This is a genomic window from Endozoicomonas sp. ALE010 (genome assembly GCF_049310165.1).
Taxonomy (GTDB): Bacteria; Pseudomonadota; Gammaproteobacteria; order Pseudomonadales; family Endozoicomonadaceae; genus Endozoicomonas.
This window is the reverse complement of sequence record NZ_JBLYNV010000011.1, coordinates 50,943-68,718: the sequence shown is the minus strand read 5'-3', so window position 1 is coordinate 68,718 and position 17,776 is coordinate 50,943. Positions and strand designations below refer to the sequence as shown.

Annotated in this window: 14 protein-coding genes; 5 read left to right on the top strand and 9 right to left on the bottom strand. The window is 50.9% G+C overall.

The genetic code is table 11. The features are described from left to right. Positions 1 to 146 precede the first annotated feature (146 nt). Positions 147 to 1,796: an HAD family acid phosphatase gene (locus ACO6UY_RS07155; RefSeq protein WP_422460790.1), complete on the top strand. Its 1,650-nt coding sequence runs from the start codon at positions 147 to 149 to the stop codon at positions 1,794 to 1,796. Positions 1,797 to 1,970: 174 nt separating this feature from the next. On the opposite strand, the gene cydC is transcribed toward ACO6UY_RS07155, so the two are convergent. Beyond that, a complete protein-coding gene (gene cydC, locus ACO6UY_RS07150; protein ID WP_422489493.1) occupies positions 1,971 to 3,662 on the bottom strand; it encodes a heme ABC transporter ATP-binding protein/permease CydC in 1,692 nt (563 codons plus the stop codon). Beyond that, a complete protein-coding gene (gene cydD / locus ACO6UY_RS07145; RefSeq protein ID WP_422489491.1) occupies positions 3,655 to 5,469 on the bottom strand; it encodes a heme ABC transporter permease/ATP-binding protein CydD in 1,815 nt (604 codons plus the stop codon). The genes cydC and cydD overlap by 8 nt, the downstream gene beginning before the upstream one ends. 192 nt (positions 5,470 to 5,661) lie before the next feature. Here cydD and trmJ point away from each other — a divergent pair, with 192 nt between their 5' ends. Beyond that, positions 5,662 to 6,402 (top strand): tRNA (cytosine(32)/uridine(32)-2'-O)-methyltransferase TrmJ, encoded by a 741-nt coding sequence (gene trmJ / locus ACO6UY_RS07140; protein ID WP_422489489.1) that lies wholly within the window; start codon positions 5,662 to 5,664, stop codon positions 6,400 to 6,402. Beyond that, positions 6,395 to 6,841 carry a GNAT family N-acetyltransferase gene (locus tag ACO6UY_RS07135; protein WP_422489487.1) on the top strand — a complete coding sequence of 149 codons (447 nt, stop codon included), beginning with the start codon at positions 6,395 to 6,397 and terminating at the stop codon, positions 6,839 to 6,841. The genes trmJ and ACO6UY_RS07135 overlap by 8 nt, the downstream gene beginning before the upstream one ends. Here the strand turns inward: ACO6UY_RS07135 and ACO6UY_RS07130 are convergent. Next, positions 6,732 to 6,992: a S4 domain-containing protein gene (locus ACO6UY_RS07130; RefSeq protein ID WP_422489485.1), complete on the bottom strand. Its 261-nt coding sequence runs from the start codon at positions 6,990 to 6,992 to the stop codon at positions 6,732 to 6,734. The genes ACO6UY_RS07135 and ACO6UY_RS07130 overlap by 110 nt on opposite strands. Before the next feature lie 57 nt (positions 6,993 to 7,049). Between ACO6UY_RS07130 and ACO6UY_RS07125 the strand changes: the two genes are divergently transcribed. Continuing rightward, positions 7,050 to 7,850 carry a type IV pili methyl-accepting chemotaxis transducer N-terminal domain-containing protein gene (locus tag ACO6UY_RS07125; protein WP_422489483.1) on the top strand — a complete coding sequence of 267 codons (801 nt, stop codon included), beginning with the start codon at positions 7,050 to 7,052 and terminating at the stop codon, positions 7,848 to 7,850. 48 nt (positions 7,851 to 7,898) lie between these two features. Here ACO6UY_RS07125 and mazG read toward each other — a convergent pair whose 3' ends face one another. The 4 genes from mazG to cysM form a co-directional block, all read right to left on the bottom strand. Further along, positions 7,899 to 8,705 carry a nucleoside triphosphate pyrophosphohydrolase gene (gene mazG, locus ACO6UY_RS07120; RefSeq protein ID WP_422489481.1) on the bottom strand — a complete coding sequence of 269 codons (807 nt, stop codon included), beginning with the start codon at positions 8,703 to 8,705 and terminating at the stop codon, positions 7,899 to 7,901. 77 nt (positions 8,706 to 8,782) lie between these two features. Next, a complete protein-coding gene (relA, locus tag ACO6UY_RS07115) occupies positions 8,783 to 11,035 on the bottom strand; it encodes a GTP diphosphokinase (protein WP_422489479.1) in 2,253 nt (750 codons plus the stop codon). A gap of 117 nt (positions 11,036 to 11,152) precedes the next feature. Continuing rightward, positions 11,153 to 12,490 (bottom strand): 23S rRNA (uracil(1939)-C(5))-methyltransferase RlmD, encoded by a 1,338-nt coding sequence (gene rlmD, locus ACO6UY_RS07110; RefSeq protein ID WP_422489477.1) that lies wholly within the window; start codon positions 12,488 to 12,490, stop codon positions 11,153 to 11,155. A gap of 135 nt (positions 12,491 to 12,625) precedes the next feature. Next, on the bottom strand, positions 12,626 to 13,516 hold the full coding sequence (gene cysM / locus ACO6UY_RS07105; protein ID WP_422489475.1) for a cysteine synthase CysM: 891 nt from the start codon (positions 13,514 to 13,516) through the stop codon (positions 12,626 to 12,628). Positions 13,517 to 13,584: 68 nt separating this feature from the next. On the opposite strand from cysM, the gene ACO6UY_RS07100 reads away from it, so the two are divergent. Continuing rightward, positions 13,585 to 16,383: a response regulator gene (locus ACO6UY_RS07100; protein ID WP_422489473.1), complete on the top strand. Its 2,799-nt coding sequence runs from the start codon at positions 13,585 to 13,587 to the stop codon at positions 16,381 to 16,383. A gap of 67 nt (positions 16,384 to 16,450) precedes the next feature. Here ACO6UY_RS07100 and acpS read toward each other — a convergent pair whose 3' ends face one another. Both acpS and pdxJ read right to left on the bottom strand, forming a co-directional pair. Continuing rightward, positions 16,451 to 16,825, bottom strand: a complete 375-nt coding sequence (acpS, locus tag ACO6UY_RS07095) for a holo-ACP synthase (RefSeq protein ID WP_422448348.1) — start codon at positions 16,823 to 16,825, stop codon at positions 16,451 to 16,453. Further along, positions 16,826 to 17,575, bottom strand: a complete 750-nt coding sequence (gene pdxJ, locus ACO6UY_RS07090; protein WP_422489471.1) for a pyridoxine 5'-phosphate synthase — start codon at positions 17,573 to 17,575, stop codon at positions 16,826 to 16,828. Positions 17,576 to 17,776 lie beyond the last annotated feature (201 nt).

Here is a 17,776-nt window from a genome sequence, read left to right as displayed (position 1 = left end):
AAAAAAGAACTTATTCATCAGTACACTGAGAACAAACACTTCCATAGACTTTATTTCTTTTCGTCTATTCTGATGCGGTCATTCTTATCTCAAATAGAATTATCACAATCAGAATTATGAAAATTCGACGTTTTAAAGAAAAGAAAATGGACATGAAAGTTTTGGCCGCTCTATTACTTTCACCATTACTCAGCTTACAGCCCCTCTTTGCTGATAGCGTTGATCAGAAAGCTTTAAACAACGAAGTTATCATTGCCGCAAACTGGCAACAGCATTCCGGGGAATACCGCGCTTACTTTTACCAGAGTTTTAACGGCGCAACCGATCAACTGGAAGCGCTTTTGACAAAAACGCCTGAAGGTAAAAAGCCTGCAATAATCACCGATATTGATGATACTCTGATATCAGGCACCCGTTATTTTACCAGTATGGTTGACACCCATGAATCCCGAAGTATCGAGCGGTCCAGGTTCTGGTGGAATCATCAAGAGACGAAAGCACTGCCAGGGTCCGTTGAATTCCTGCAAAAAGCCAATAGTCTGGGCATTGAAATTTTCTATATCAGCGGCCGTTTTAACGATGTAAAAACCATTACTATTAATAAACTGAAGCAATTGGGTTTTCCGGTCATCAGTGAAATAAATGTGATTCTCCAGGCAGAAAAAAACATTACCCTCAGCAAAGAGGACAAGCGCCAGCAGATCATAACAGCGGGCTACCACCCGATCATGCTGTTTGGTGACCAGCTGGACGATCTTGGTGAGGTAGTTAAAGGCCTCTACCCTGAAAAGAAAAAGTGGGTCAGTCAGCATCAGGATAAACTTGGCAGCCAGTGGTTTATTCTGCCAAACACCGTTTATGGATTCTGGGAAGAAGCCATCAGCAAAGACTACCGAACACTGAGCCCGGCAGAAAAACACCGGGTTCGCATCCGCCAGGTTAACGACACAGAGTTACCAGTGCCTATTCCCGAGAGCTACCGGCAGCATATTATCATGGCCGATCTCTGGGTCAGGAAATCTGCTGATTTCAATGCCACCGCTATTCAAACTTATAACCTGGCCAGCAAGGCTCTTGAAGCCCCTGAAAACCGCTACGCCACTGATCGGGCAATTATTGTTGATATTGATGGCACGCTGATAGACTACCCTCCGAATCATTTAATCCCACCTCTTTGCAAAGCATTCCCTGAACCTGAAGCGAAGATGAGGAACTACGAAAAACAGCTTCAATCCACCTCCATTCCCGGTGCCAGAGAGTTTTTAAACAAAGCGGCAGCCTTGGGTTATGAAATCTTTTATCTAACGGCCCGGGAGCACTCTTCCGGCCGTCCGGGTCATAAAGGGGATGTAGAAAACTTCACCTTAAAACAACTGGCTGCCAATGGATTCCCCAAAGTTACTCAGACCAATTTGCTGAACCGCTCCAAATATTGTCCGGTCAATAAAAAAAGCTGTGATAAGGAGCACCAGCGAAAAGCCATTATGTCCGGAAGGATCAATGGAAAAAAATACGATGTCAGACTGTTTGTCGGTGACCTTCTGGATGACTTTGATTTAAAAGAGCAAGGGTTATCCCCTTTTGACCGGGCTTCCGTTGAAAAAACCAGAAACCTGTACGGAAGAAAATATTTTATTATTCCCAATCCGGTCAACAAAACCTGGATGCGGCATTACTATTCACAGATTGCAGGAAAAGATATTTGCCAGTTGAGTGATCAGGAACGTTCTGATATTCGCAGAAGCTTAATAAAAGATTGGCCTGAAAAAGATCTACATAAAGCGGCACAGCGCTAGTACATGGTTTCAATGTAATTGATGGTTCCTTTATTGGCTCCCAAGCTCCGTTCGTCTTGAGCGGAGTCGAAAGGCGTAAACTCAATACCCTGAATACTGTGCCAATCACCCTTCGACCGTGCATCAGGGTGAGCGGAGATTGTACACATCAAACTCATCGACCAGGGTTTGTCATTACCATTTAATCAAACTGCCATTTTCCATTCGGAAGACCTGATCCATCTTTCCCAGGGCAGTTCGCCTATGGGTGATCATAATGATGGTACTGTCTTTGAATTGACCCAAAACGGTATCCATCAATGCCCGTTCGCTGTGAACATCCAGCCCTTCCCCCGGCTCATCCATCACCAGTATCGGGGCCGGTTTCAGCAAAGCCCGGGCAATGGCCAGACGACGCTGCTCTCCACCGGATAAGGCAATACCGCCCTGCCCCAGCCAGACATCCAGCAAATCACCATTATTCTCCCTGGCAGCAACAAGCCTATTCAGACCTGAATCGTTAACAACGGTTAACAGCTGCGCATCCGTTGCTGCTGGTGCAGCCAATAGCAGATTCTCCCTGAGCGTGGCACTGAACACGTGCGTTTTCTGGGGAACAAATGTGATGGCCCGGTAAAGTGCCTGTTCTGACAATTCCTGAATCAGCTGCCCATCCAGTAAAATCCTGCCACCAGAGGGCTCCAATCCACGGTTCAATAACTTGATCAGCGTTGATTTACCGCATCCGGTTTTACCAAGCAGAGCAATATGGCTGCCTGCAGGAATGTGAAGTGACAGCTTATTAATGACTGGCTGATTATTGGCATCGCTGTTATTGACATAGCTACAGGAGACCTCAGTAAACTGAATCTCACCTTTTAATACTTCTCCGGTTGCCTTTTCTGGAAATACAACCACCGGCGACTTCACCACCTGGCGCAAACGACTGGCCGCCTGTCGTGTATGACTGAGAAACTGAAAAGCAACAGGCAATGGCATCAGCGCTTCAAAACTGGCCAGCATTCCAAACACCATCATAACCATAACCGGCCCACTGAACAGGCCTGCACTCATCTCACCACTGGCGATATACAACACCAGTAATGCCGCCGCACCGGAGCCGGAAACAAACAGGGCGGAACCGAAGCCTTCCATCACTGCCATGCGGGACTGGTCGGCAACCAGTTTCTGTTCCGATTCAGCCATCGTGGTACGGCTACTGGCATCACTGCCATAGATCTGCTGTTCCGCCATACCCTGCAGATAATCCAGTACCTCCTGACGCAAACGTGCCTGCCTGACACCCATTGACTCCCCGGTCCTGCGACCCAGGACATAAAACAGCAACGGCATGGAGATAATCCAGAGCATCATCACCAGCAACACCACCATGGCCACCGCAACACTGAAAAAAGAGATAAACAGTGAAAACAACAGAGCAACACTCACAGCAGACAGCAATGGGCTGACCAGCCTCAGATAGAGCTGATCCAGGGCATCAATATCAGCCACCAGCCGATCAAGCAGCTCACCTTTACGGTACTGTCCGAGCTGCTCCTGGGAGAGCGGAATCAATTTACTGAAAAACCAGCTGCGCAGGCCTGACAACAGTCGGAACGTGGCATCATGGCTAACCAGACGTTCTGCATAGCGGGCAGCGGTACGGGCAATGGAAAAGCCCCGAACGCCCGCCCCCGGGGTAAAGAAGTTAAAGGTCTGGGCCGTGGTAAAGGTCAGCCCGGCGATGGCAGTGGCGGTAATAAACCAACCGGACAGTGAGAGCAGGCTGAGGCTCGCCAGCAGGGTAACTATTGCCAGCAGAATTCCCAATGACAGCATCCCCAGATGCTGACGGTACAATTTCAGGAAAGGCCACAGGTCATTCATTATCCAGACTCCCCTGATTACAATGCATACTGATAAACTGCTGATACGGAGCACTGTCCCTCGTCAGCGCTGCCGGAGAGCCGTCAGCCACCAGCCTCCCTTTTTCCAGCAGCAGGATCTGATCCATGGCCTTGAGCTGGCTGATTCGGTGGGTAATGGTGATAACAGTGCAATCGTCAGGTATGGCATCCAGGGCATCCAGCACCAGGCTCTCACTGACAGAGTCCAGGCTGGCTGTCGGTTCATCCAGAATTAATAACCGCACCGGCAACACCAGGGCCCTTGCCAGGGCAATCCGCTGGGCCTGACCAACCGACAGGTTACCGCCCTGCTCTTTAAGGACACCGTCCAGCCCATCCGGCAGGTTTGCCAGAATATCCATACCCTGGGCCCTGGCCAGGGCGTCGAGGCACTGCTCACGGGAAACTGCGCGTCCAAAGGAAATATTGTCATAAACGGAGCCATGGATAATCAGTGGCTGCTGGCCCAACCAGGCAATCGCTTTACGCCAACTGTCAAGCCGGGTATCCGCCAGCGATTGCCCGCCTGCCTTTATTTCACCCTGGTAGTTCCAGAAGCCCATCAGCGTATTGATCAGCGTTGTTTTACCGGCACCGCTGCTGCCAATAATACCGACCCGGGTTCCGGGTTCGATCTTAAACGACAGACGATCCAGTAACAGTGGCTGTTTGTTGTCTGAAGCACCTGCCGACAGCGGGTTAACTGTGGACTTTATGGTTGCCGACACGGATAGCTCTTTTACCTCCAGAGTCAGCGGCACTACCTCTGGCAAAGACAACCCGCCATGGTGTGCCTCCGATTCTTTCCGGGATAATATGTCCAGAATCTCTTCCGTCGCACCAACCGCTTTGGCCCTGGCATGATAATAGGTTCCCAGCTCCCGCAGCGGCTGATAATACTCAGGTGCCAGCAGTAACAGAAACAGCCCGGTATACAGTGTCACTTCACCACCAAAGGTAATATGACCCAGAAAACTCATCCCCAGAAACACCGCTACCAGCGCAATGGACACCGAAGCAAAAAACTCCAGCACCGTTGATGACAGAAACGCCAGACGGAGTACCTGCATGGTCTTTATCCGAAAGTCTTCACTGGCATCAGCTAACTGTGTTTGTGCAAAGCTTGTTCGCTGAAAGAGTTTCAGCGTTTCCAACCCTTGCAGCCGATCCAGAAAGAAGCCCCCCAGGCGTGAGAGTGCCTGAAAGTTTTTCCGGTTAGCCTGTGCGGCTTTCATTCCTACCAGAACCATAAAAACCGGAATCAGCGGCGCTGTTCCCAGAAAAATAATGCCCACTACCCAACTTCGTGGGAAAGCAACCACCAGCATAATGGCCGGTAACATCACCGCCAGAGCCATCTGAGGCAGGTATTTGGCAATAAATTCCTGAAGCTCTTCCACCTGTTCAACAACAATCGCCGACCAGCTACCGGCAGGCCGCTCAGCAATCACCAGCGGCCCAAGGCGACGTAACTTATCCAGCAATAGTTTACGCACTTCTACCCGAACACAGGCACCTGCCCGAAAACCACAAAACTCACGCCCCCAGGTACAGGCACCACGGGCAACAACCAACACCAGAACCCGGAAAAAATCCTCCGTCAGCATCTCCCGGGTGGCCCCCTCCATCACCAGCTGATGGATCATTCCTGCCATGATTGAAGCCTGCATAATCAGCAAGACGCCATTGAGCAAACCCAGGCCCATGGAGATCAGTAGCCAATGCCGGGCTGACCCTATCTGCCGTAACAACCAGCGATAGGCTTGCTTTTGTGTAGTTTGACTCATCTTTTCAATGTATTTCCCGGACTACTGACCACTGCGGTGCATTGTACATAACTCGATCGGTACTCACCACGAGGACTGGTTTTCAAGTACTTTCGCCCCCTATAATTACGGGTCAAATTTATTTTGTGGATCAGCTCTTGCTAAAGAGTGTCCAAAAGGACAGCCTCTTCCGTTATTCAACCATTGGTCTCCATGCTTCAAAATATTCGCATCATCCTTATCAATACCTTCCACCCCGGCAACATAGGCTCCGCTGCCCGGGCCATGAAAACCATGGGCCTGAGTGACCTCTGCCTGGTGACACCGCAACGATTTCCCGCGCCGGAGGCGGACTCCATGGCGGCCGGTGCCCTGGATGTGCTGGAAAACGCCCGGGTCTTTGACTCACTGGATGCAGCCATTGCCGATTGCGCCCTGGTCATCGGCACCAGTGCCAGAACACGCACCCATTCGTTTTCACGCCCGATGCTCGGGGCTGAAGCGTGCGCTGAGAAACTGCTCTGTGAATCCCGCCAATCGCCCGTTGCCCTGGTATTTGGCCAGGAAACCATGGGGCTGACCAACAGCGAACTGGAAAAGTGCCACTTCCATACCAGCATTGATGCGAACCCGGAGTACCCGGTACTTAATGTCGCCTCAGCCATTCAGATTCTCTGTTATGAGATCTTCAAGGCGTCACTGAATAAAGAGAACCACTGGCATGGTGAAACACCGGAACAGGAATACCCTCTGAATCAGGAGCTGGAAAAGTTCTACGAGCACCTGGAAACCACATTGACCGACATCAATTTTATTATTCAACAGCACCCGGGGCTGGTCATGACCCGGCTTCGTCGCCTGTTCAACCGTGCCCGCCCCGAAGCCAAAGAGCTGAATATGTTGCGGGGCATTCTGGGAGCCGCCCAGAAAGCATCCGGAAACAGCCGTGACTAAGTATGCTGTGCATACCGTTGAGGAACTCAACCCAATTGCCTTTCCCCTGGTTAACCGCTTTTTTAAAGAGAACGGGCACAAGGGAAAAGCGTCGAGTGAGGAGCGGGTCTGGGTAGCCCGCTGCGCAAAGGGAAACATTATCACTGGCCTGAGGGCCAGTCCAAAATCCGACGGTTATCTGCTGAGAAGCGTCCAGGTCGCCAGCAATGCCCAAAGAAAGGGTATTGGCTCGTTCTTTTTGAGCGAAGTCCTGAAAGATCTAAAAGCTGTCAACTGCTGGTGCTACCCCTATGCTCACCTTGAACTTTTTTACCAGAGAGCAGGCTTTTTCAGCCCGGAGCCGACCAGTGTACCTTCTGATATCCTGGATCCTTACCTGCGGTACCGGCAACAGGGGCACACTTTCTTATTGATGGCCCGTTGCCCGAAGCAGGCCTGAAATTTCTTCGCCCCGAAGCAAGCGATGCTATTCGATCAATATGCAATCCCGGCCTGCCATTAACCAGCACACACTCGCTTTCTATCAGTCGTGAAGCCTGCCGCCGTGAGCAATAACCAGCATCCGCAATAAATTTGGAAAGGCGAATCATAAGTAATTTTCAGGTATTATCCGCCTTTTAAATCAATAACAATTCATAGATACGGATATGTTAAATCAGATTTTCAAGATTTCAGGCCTACTCAGCATCCTGTTCACTCTGGTCATAACTTCGCTGCCTGCAGCGGCAACCATTAATGATGCAGAAGCCATTAACAAGGCAGGTCGCCAGCGAATGCTCAGTCAGAGGATCGCTAAAAGTTACATTATGATTGGCTCCGATGTAAATCCGGATCAAGCGACAGCTGACCTGGATACCAGTATGGCCCTGTTCGAGCAGCAATTTCTTGAACTTATGGATTACGCCCCTGACGATGAGATTCGCAACAGCTTGAATGATGCCGCCACCACCTGGCAGGAGTTCCGTTTAAAAGTCCTTGAGACCCCAACGCGCGAACAAGCGTTGACCATTCTGGCGCTGAGTGATGAACTTCTGGCTCGCAGTGAAACCGTGGTTAAAACCATTACTGAACACGCCGGACATAAAGCCGGTCAACTGGTGAATATTTCCGGCCGACAGCGAATGCTCAGTCAGCGTATCGCCAAACTCTACATTACCCGGGCATGGGGCGTTAAGGATCCGTCGGTTGATCAATCTTTGGATCTGGCCATTGATGAGTTTGGCAGCGCACTGACAACGCTCCGTCAATCAGAGTTGAACTCCAGCGATATCAAACAAAAGCTGGCGAAAGTCCAGAGCCAGTGGGACTTTACCAATGCCGGATTCAAAATCAGTCACCAGGGCCATTTTGTTCCCACCATGGTCTCAGTAACAACTGAATCGATTTTGAAAAAAATGAACGACCTGACCTACGACTATGAACAGCTAATGATAAAATCCAATGACTGACAGAACATAACGTGCCTCCGGTTAACAACGGAGGCAGCTGCTCCAAAGTCATTGTTTACACTGCTGCCAGTAGTTCTCCATCTCTTCCAGCGTCAGCTGTTCAAAACGTTCCTCATGTTCGGTAGCAAGAGCTTCCATTTTCCGGAACCGATGATCAAATTTATGGCAGGCCTTACGCAATGCCATATCGGCATCAACACCGAGGTGCCGGGCAAGATTGACACAGGCAAATAACAGGTCACCCACCTCTTCCGAAATACGCTCCTGACTTTCACTTCTGGCGGCACGGATTTCATCCAGCTCTTCGTAAATCTTGTCAAACACCGGCTCTGGCTCCGGCCAGTCAAAACCCACTCTGGCCGCTGCTGCCTGAATTTTTTCGGCACGCTGCAAGGTTGGCAGCATTGTCGGCAAATCATCAGGCATGGCTGAGTGACTCTTTTTGGGGCCTTTCTGTTTTTTTTCTTCGGCCTTTATCTCCTGCCACTTCTGCTTGACCTGTTCAGGCGTCAGCTGTTGCCCGCTAGCAAACGACTCCAGACTTCCATCAGGAAAGACATGGGGATGTCGGCGCAGCAATTTTGCCAATATCCCCTCACTGATGTCGGCAAAGTCAAAAAAGCCGTTTTCTCTGGCCATCTGGGCATGGAAAATCACCTGAAACAGCAGGTCACCCAGCTCTTCTTTCAGGTTGTCGTAATCTTCCTGCTCAATGGCTTCGGCAACTTCGCAGGCCTCTTCCAGTGTATAGGGGGCAATGGTGGCGAAGGTCTGTTTCAGATCCCATGGACAACCATGTTCTCTATCTCTGAGTCTGGCCATCAAAGTAATCAGATCATCAATGGAATGTGACAAACCCGGCTCCTGGAAGAATGTAAACGGATGAAAAAGAAGGGGATTCCCACGCCAGGCGCGGGAATCAGCAGAATAACTTAACTCATTTTACGATGACGAACAGCATCGATAACATTGGGCAACTGACTGACCTTGGCAAGGATGCGTCCCAGGCTCTCCAGACTCGGAACTTCCATGGTCAGCAGCATGCTGGCTAAATGCTCTTCCTTGCTGGTCCGGGTCTGCATAGACAGAACATTCACCTTATCGTTAGCCAATACCACGGTAATATCTCTTAACAGGCCCGGGCGGTCATAAGCCGTAATGATAACATCAACCGGGTAACTGTAGTCCGGACGGGTTCCCCAGTTAACTTCTATCAGGCGCTCCGGCTCACGACTACGCAAAGAGAGCGCCGTGTTACAGTCTTCCCGGTGAATGGTTACGCCACGGCCAACGGTGATATAACCGATAATCGGATCCCCCGGCACCGGCTGGCAGCAACCCGCCATCTGAGTCAGCAGATTACCAACACCATCAATGGTAATGGTGCTGTCCGATAACCGTTCCTGTTGTGGTTTGGTGCGAATTTCAAACGTCTTCTCCTCTTCCGGCGCAACCTGCTTCTGTGCCAGGGAAACCACATGGCGAAGTTTTATGTCACCGGCACCGATACCGGCAAACATATCATCCGGTGACAGGCAGTTAACCGCCTGGGCAAGCTCCGGGTAATTAACACTCTGCAACGCCTGACGCTTAAGCTCCAATTCCAGCAGGCTCTGACCATCGGCAATATTGGCGTCCCGATCCTGCTTTTTGAACCAGCTGGTGATCTTGGCCCGGGCACGACTGGTGGTGACATAACCAAGATCAGGGTTCAGCCAGTCCCGGCTGGGATGGGCATTGGGAGCAGTAAGGATTTCCACCTGATCGCCGGTTTTCAGTTTATGGGTTAACGGGACAATACGACCGGCAACTTTCGCGCCTCTGCAGCGGCTGCCCACTTCTGAGTGAATCCGGTAGGCAAAATCGATCGGGGTGGCTCCCACCGACAGATCAACCACATGCCCATCTTTGGTAAACACATAGATTCGGTCTGGCTCGACATCCGCACGCCACTGACCACCAAGCTCGCCCAGATCACCAAGGTCTTCATGCCACTCCATCACCTGACGCAGCCAGGAAATTTTTTCCTCGTAGCTGTCACTGCGGCTATTAACGTCAGTGCCCTTGTACTTCCAGTGTGCGCAAACACCCAGCTCTGCTTCCTCATGCATATCATGGGTGCGTATCTGAACTTCAAGGGTTTTGCCTTCAGGGCCAAACACCGCCGTGTGCAGGGAGCGGTAGCCATTCTCTTTCGGAGTGGCAATGTAATCATCAAATTCTTTGGGAATATGATTCCAGAGCGAGTGCACCACCCCCAGTGCCGCATAACAGTCGCGGACTTCATTGGTGAGAATACGGACGGCACGAATATCGTAGAGATCACGGAAATCGACGTTTTTCCGTTTCATCTTCCGCCAGATACTGTAGATATGCTTTACCCGGCCACTGACATCCCCCTCAATCCGTGCATCCGACAGCGACGCTTTCAGGGCATCTACGACGTTGGTAATGTATTTCTGGCGATCCAGTCGTTTGCCATCCAGTAGCCTGGCAATTTTCTTATAGTCCTGGGGTTTAAGGTAACGGAAGGAGAGATCTTCCAGCTCCCACTTGATATAACCAATACCCAGCCGATGGGCCAGCGGCGCATAAATTTCAAACACCTCCCTGGCAACCCGCTGACGTTTCTCCTTACTGGCATGCTGAACAGCCCGGATAGCGCAGGTTCGCTCAGCCAGTTTGATCAGGGCAACACGGACATCATCAATAATGGACACCAGCATCTTGCGAACTTTTTCCAGCTGGTCCTGACGATGATCGAGAACCTGCTTTCTCGGGTTCTGGATATTGCTGATGGCCGCCATGCCCTGAACGTCTTTGATCAGACCGGCAACCACCTTGCCAAAATTCTCTTCCATCTGGTCAAGAGAGAGCTTGGTTTCACGGACAGCCCGATAGAGGACCGCAGCAACCAGGGTATCCATATCCAGTTTCAGCTCGGCCAGGATCTCGGCCATTTCCAGACCGATCCGGAAACACCCTTTTCCCGTAGGCCAGACTGTTTCTTCAGATTCGAGAGACCGCTGCAATGCCAGCAGCTCAGCCTGTTGGGCCAGCTCGCAGGCCTCCCTCAGACTATCCGTATCACCAACGCCGTAACGTTCCTGCAGGCGATTCAGCCAGGCACCCAGGTCGACACTGCCGTCGAAGAGCTGGGGCTGATCCTCTCTGACCTTGACCATCTATTCCATTCCATCTCTTTATTTAAAAATGATGCCCTGTCAGGCGTCGGACAGGCTCCAAGACTACTACCCCAAAGCAGCCATTAACAGGCTACTTTCCAATAAATTACTTTTTGACTATGACCTGACAAAAAGCGCCATGGACTCAACATGAGAAGTTTGCGGAAACATATCCATTACACACAAACGCTCAAGCCTGAAACCATGGGAGACCAGACTGCCGGCATCCCTGGCAAGGGTCGCCGGATTGCAGGAAATATACAACAGTCGGTCAGGCAATAAGCAGGCCAGTTGCTCAATCATAAAATCCGCACCGGCCCTGGGGGGGTCGAGAACCACTATATCGTAATGCTCTTTTGCCCAGGGCTCAGTGGTGAAATCACTGGACAGGTCTGCGCAGTGAAAACTTACATTATTCAAACCATTCAGACCGGCATTTCTTGTCGCCTGGGCAACCGAACCCGGTGAACCCTCAACCCCCGTGACATGGCCTGACTTTTTCGCCAGTGGCAGAGAGAAATTACCCAGGCCACAGAACAGGTCAAGCACTTTATCGGATGCCTGCGGACCAAGCCACTGGATAGCCTGCCCAACCATCGCCTGATTAATCACCCGGTTGACCTGGGTAAAGTCCTGTGGCCGGAAGTACAGCTGCACCCCCGATTCAGGCAGCGAGTAATGTAATGCGACGGCGGCATCGTCGTCAGATCTGGCAGGATATAAAAGCCGGATGCTCTCTGGACTACCCTGCAGGTACAGCAACAGCTGATGGGCAGAAGCAAACGCTGTCAACAGGGTTTGGTCTTCTTGCGACAGAGGACGAATATGACGCAGCAGTAACCCGCGCCCCTGCTCTGCCAGAAAACACTCCACGTGGGAAATGGCTTCCCGGCCGGTTAACGTTGGCAAAAATGACTTCATCAGTACGGGCATCTCCTGCAAAGGCTCTGCCAGTATGGGGCATTCATTAATGTCACAGATGGCATTACTGCCCTTTTCCCGAAAACCAAGGCTCAGTCTGCCTTTATGCCAACGGATGGCAAAACGGCAACGATGACGATAGCCATATGGGGGAGAAACCAGTGGTTCTTCAATGTGCTCAGGCACAACCTGGGCAAATCGCCTTAACTGATCGAGAACGATGTGCTGCTTGCTGTCAAGCTGCCCTTCATGGGACCAGTACTGCAGGCTGCAGCCTCCGCACTGACGAAAATGGGCGCAGGCAGGCTCACGGCGCTCGGGTGATGCCGACAGCACTTCTGATACACGGGCATTGATAAAACGACGTTTGTCTTCCAGAATCCGGACACGAACGGTTTCGCCCGGCAGTGCACCGTCAATAAAGAGGGTCTTCCCATGGTAGCGGGCAATCCCGCGACCATCATGGGAAAGCCCGTCAATACGCACATCCTCATGAATAATAACAGGGGTTGAGGCAGCACGTTTAAAGCGCATAGAGTACTTCCAACATTCTCTTGAAACCATGGCCCATGGCCGTTTAAAAGCGTAATGTTACCTTGGATATTGAGTACAACAAACCCGGATTCATACCTGCATACATGGAAATTCAATCATGGGTGAACGGTTTTCCTATGGCAGAAATACGCCCGTGGAAAGATACCGATCACCACGGTCACAGATAATCGCCACAATGGTGGCCTGCTCTACGCTTTTTGACAGTCTCAGGGCAGCTGCAACGGCTCCCCCTGAAGAAACGCCGCAGAATATGCCTTCTTCCCGGGCCAGCCGCCTCATGCATTCTTCAGCTTCTGTCTGGCCAATATCCATCACCTCATCAACGGCGGAACGGTGAAAAATCGCAGGCAGGTATTCGGGACTCCAACGACGGATGCCTGGTATCTGAGCTCCCTGTTCCGGTTGCAGGCCAACGATCTGAATGGCAGGATTCTTCGCTTTCAGATAACGGGAGGTCCCCATTATCGTCCCGGTAGTACCCATGGAACTGATAAAATGTGTGACCGTACCCTGAGTCTGCTGCCAGATTTCAGGCCCGGTGGTCCCGTAATGCGCCAGGGGATTATCCGGATTGGCAAACTGGTTAAGTACCTTGCCCAGGCCCTGTTGCTGCATTTCCAGCGCTTTATCCCGGGCACCTTCCATGCCATTACTGACCAGAATCAGTTCTGCTCCATAAGCACTCATTGCTGCACGACGCTCGGCGCTCATATTGTCCGGCATAATAAGGATCATTCGATAACCGCGAACGGCTGCTGCCATGGCGAGCGCTATACCGGTATTGCCACTGGTGGCTTCAATTAATGTGTCCCCCGGGCTGATGGCATTGCGGCGTTCCGCCTCGGCGATCATGGACAGGGCTGGTCGATCTTTCACGGAACCGGCCGGATTTTGTCCTTCCAGTTTCAGTAGTATGGTATTTGAACTCTTCCCCTGCATGCGCTGCAGACGAACCAGCGGGGTGTTGCCAATAATCGACTCTATTGTCGGATATTCCATGGACATATAACTTACGTAGACTTTATTATTCCGGAATAATACAGAACAAAAGCCAAACAGGGAAAGGCAGTACCATGAAACAGCACCTTACGGCATTCCGCCAACGGATTCTTCTGCTCGCTTTTCTTCCCGGCATTATTGTTTCCCTGCTGATGGGCGCTGTCTATCTGGTTAAGCGGTATCAGGAACTGGACAACCAGCTCATGGCCAAGGCATTGACTCAGTCTGGACAGCAGGCAGCCGTTGCCTCACTGCTGCTGGATAACACCCGGCATAAAGAACTGCAAGCCCTGATCAGCATGCTGCTGGATGACAGGGATATTCGTGCGGTAAGCCTGGTCGATGAGCAAGGCCGGGAGACTCTTCATGCAGGCCCAAAGCTCACGGCCACCGGAAATTTAGCCTCACTGTTAGAACCTGGCCAGAGCTGGTTCCGGAACGACCAGGTCATCCAGGTTGCCGATCCAATCATCAGCCCGGATACGGCCAAAATTACTGGCTGGCTGATTACCGATTACGCCTATGCAGAAACGCATCTGACCCAATTTCGCTCTCTGTCGTTCAGCATTATTGTGGTCACTATGGGGTTATTGGTGGCATTGATCATTAGCCTGAAGCTGGGCCGCGGTGTTACCCGCCCCCTGGACCGTATGGCAAGGGTCATTGATCGCATCAAGGATGGCTTCTTCGATACCCGACTGCCGGACAACCGAAGCAGCCTGATGTATGAACTGGAATCGTCTATCAACGTTATGCTCAATGGCCTGCAGAGCAAACATCAGAAAATGACCAGTCATATTGCCCAGTACAATGATGAACTGCGGGAAACACTGGAAACCATTGAAATTCAAAATGTCGAGCTGGATCTCGCCAGAAAGGAAGCACTTGAAGCAAGCAGAAGCAAGAGCGAATTTCTGGCCAATATGAGCCACGAAATCAGAACACCGCTGAATGGCATTATTGGCTTTTCCAACCTGATGCTGAGTTCAAGGCTCACACCGCAACAATACGACTATGTCAGTACCATTGAGAAATCCTCTCAGGGATTGCTGACGATGTTGAATGACATTCTTGATTTTTCCCGTATGGAAGCCGGTAAGCTGGTGCTGGATCCCCAACCCGTCTGCCTGCGGGAGATCGTTGAGGGTGTTATGACGTTTATGGCACCTGCCGCTTATGGTAAATCGTTGGAAATTGTCCACTTTATCTACGACGATGTTCCTGAACATATCATCATTGATGGACTGCGGTTGAAGCAGATCCTCACCAACCTGATCAGCAACGCCATTAAATTCACCAGTTATGGTTCCGTTGCTGTGCGAGTGATGCTGGATCAGGAAGGCAAACCTGATCAGCAAGAAAGTAATGAACCCCTGACCCTGAGAGTTTCAGTGGCGGATACCGGCATTGGCCTTACCCGGGAGCAACATCACAAACTGTTCCAGGCTTTTGCCCAGGCAGACTCCGGCAGAACACGCAAGGCGGAGGGAACTGGGCTTGGCCTGTCGATTTGCAAAAATCTGGTTGAGCAAATGGGTGGAGAAATTGGCCTTGATTCCGATCTGGGTCAGGGGGCAACCTTCTGGTTTACCTTTAAAACAACCCTGAATAACAAAAATGGTGAACCGGCTGTTGCTGATGGTTGTGAGCAGCAAGAACTGGTACCGACACCGCTGCACGGCCAGAAAGTACTCCTTATCGAACCCCATGAGCTGACCCGGCTATCGATTTTTCACTTACTGGATAAACTGGGTGCAAATATCACCGCAGCAGCCAGCATCCAGCAGGGAATGTCAGCAAACAAGACAAATGTCTCCTACGACTATATTTTCATCAACCCTGATAATATCGAACCGGTTCAGGGAATCACGCAGTTAACAGCCTCTTACAGCAACGCCAGCATTATTGTACTCAGTTCATCAGGAATAACAGGGGCTATGGATCCTGTGCTTCCTGACGGTACTGATACGCTTCTGAAGCCCGTTGGACTGAACAGGCTGAAAGCACTGCTGACCCGTATAAACGGGAATCATGAAGGCAAAAAAATTCAACAACAGATCAACAAATCCCTGAGTATTCTGGTCGTTGATGACAACCCGGTTAACCTGAAATTGCTGAAAACCATTCTTGGCAACCTGGGGCAAGATTTGCAAACCGCAGAAAATGGTTTTGATGCCATTGAACTGTGCAGGCAGTTCACTTTCGACATTATTTTCATGGATGTTCAGATGCCGGTCATTGATGGACTCGAAGCCACAGGGCGAATTCGCAGTGAAATCCCGAACCACCAGCGCACCCCAATTATTGCAGTGACTGCCCATGCGCTGCCCGAGGAGAAAAAGACGCTGCTGCAAAGTGGCTTTGATGACTACCTGAGTAAACCGGTCAGTGAGAAACACGTCATCAGCATGATCAATCAGTGGGCAAAGATGCCTACCGAGACATTAGAGCATAGAGAATATTTTCCACCATCAAAGCCCGGCATCTCTTTACATCCGGCAATGGATCAATCGGAAAGTCCTGTAGATATCAACCTGGCGACGCAACTGGCTGCCGGAAACCGGGAACTGGCTCAGGAGATGCTGGTGATGATGAAAGAGGGACTTGATGACGATCTTGTAACTCTCAAAGATGGCTGGGCTGCCAATAATTATTCGGCTGTACTGGAACGGGTACACCGATTACACGGTGCCTGTCGTTATTGTGGAGTGCCGGAACTGGAGCGTATTTGCAACCGGCTGGAAACACGACTGAAGAAATACAACACCCTGGACCATAATCAAGTCACCGAAGACTTTCAATTATTGCTTCAGTCCATCACCCGTCTCAATCAGTGGGAAATGGAGAGTCTGGAAACGGCTGAGGAAGCATGATATCACGTTCAAAGCCGTTTATGTGGGTAGTGAATCGGGCGCTATTGTGATGAGAAAAAGAGCTGATTCAGCTCTCCAGTACTACAAAGGCAATCGCATTATCCTGCTCATCAGAAAGACTGAGGTGAAGCCGCTTAACCCCTCTTTGCTGCTGCAATTCAAGACCATAATCCGATAAAAACAACTCAGGAGCACCTGAGGCATTATTTCTTACCTCTATGTGCCGGAATGACAGTTTTCCGATTCCTGTACCAAACGCTTTGGCAACGGCCTCTTTCGCCGCAAAGCGCTTGGCCAGCCAGGCCGGTGAGGATGAACGCTGCTGCCATTGCAACAGCTCATGGTCCGTGAGAATCCTCCTGGCAAACGCCTCACCCAGCCGACTGAGTGAGCGCTCAATCCGATCAATACGGACAATATCTGTCCCTATTCCAACAATCACTTAAAACGCATTCCGTGCAGCTGCCAACATAAGGGCTTTCATCTCACGCACCGCTGGATTCAATCCCGTAAACAGGGCACGGGCAATGATCGAGTGCCCAATATTCAGTTCATTGATACCGGCGATCAACGCAACAGGCTCAACATTCTGATAATTAAGGCCATGGCCGGCATTGACGACCAGCCCCTGTTCCAGACCAAACACCACCGCATGTCTAAGACGGTCAAGCTCATCCTGCATGGCTTCAGCCGTCGAAGCTTCAGCGTAAGCACCGGTATGCAATTCAATGGCTGGCGCTCCGGCCCTGACAGCGGCCTCAATCTGCTCCAGGTCAGGATCAATAAACAGCGAGACTTCAATCCCCTGTTTTCCCAGGCGCTCACAGGCGGGAGCCACACTGTCAAACAGGCCTTTCACATCCAGTCCGCCTTCAGTGGTGACTTCTTCCCGCTTCTCCGGAACCAGGCAGACATGTTCAGGTTTGAGCTTTTCCGCAATGCCAACCATTTCATCGGTCACTGCCATCTCCAGATTCATTCTGGTCTGCAGAACGTCACGAATCCGGAATACATCATGGTCCTGAATATGTCGGCGGTCTTCACGCAGGTGCAATGTGATGCCATCTGCCCCGGCCTCTTCAGCTTCAATTGCCGCCTGAACAGGATCAGGATAACGAATCCCCCTGGCCTGCCGGATGGTTGCAATATGATCAATGTTGACACCCAGCAAAATACGCTGATGAGGAATCATAAATACACCTGTTGTAGAAAATGTAGAAAATGGCGCAGTGAATTGTGCGACCGTTATCGGGATTTGGAGAGTGCACCATTTTCTACTAATGGCCTCTCCGGTGGCGATTGAGATTTTCTGCTGGGAGGCTGACCGAGAATAGCGCCCGTCTAGGCGACCCCGTAGCGAGGATGGCAGAAAATTGAGGATAAAAAGTCGGAA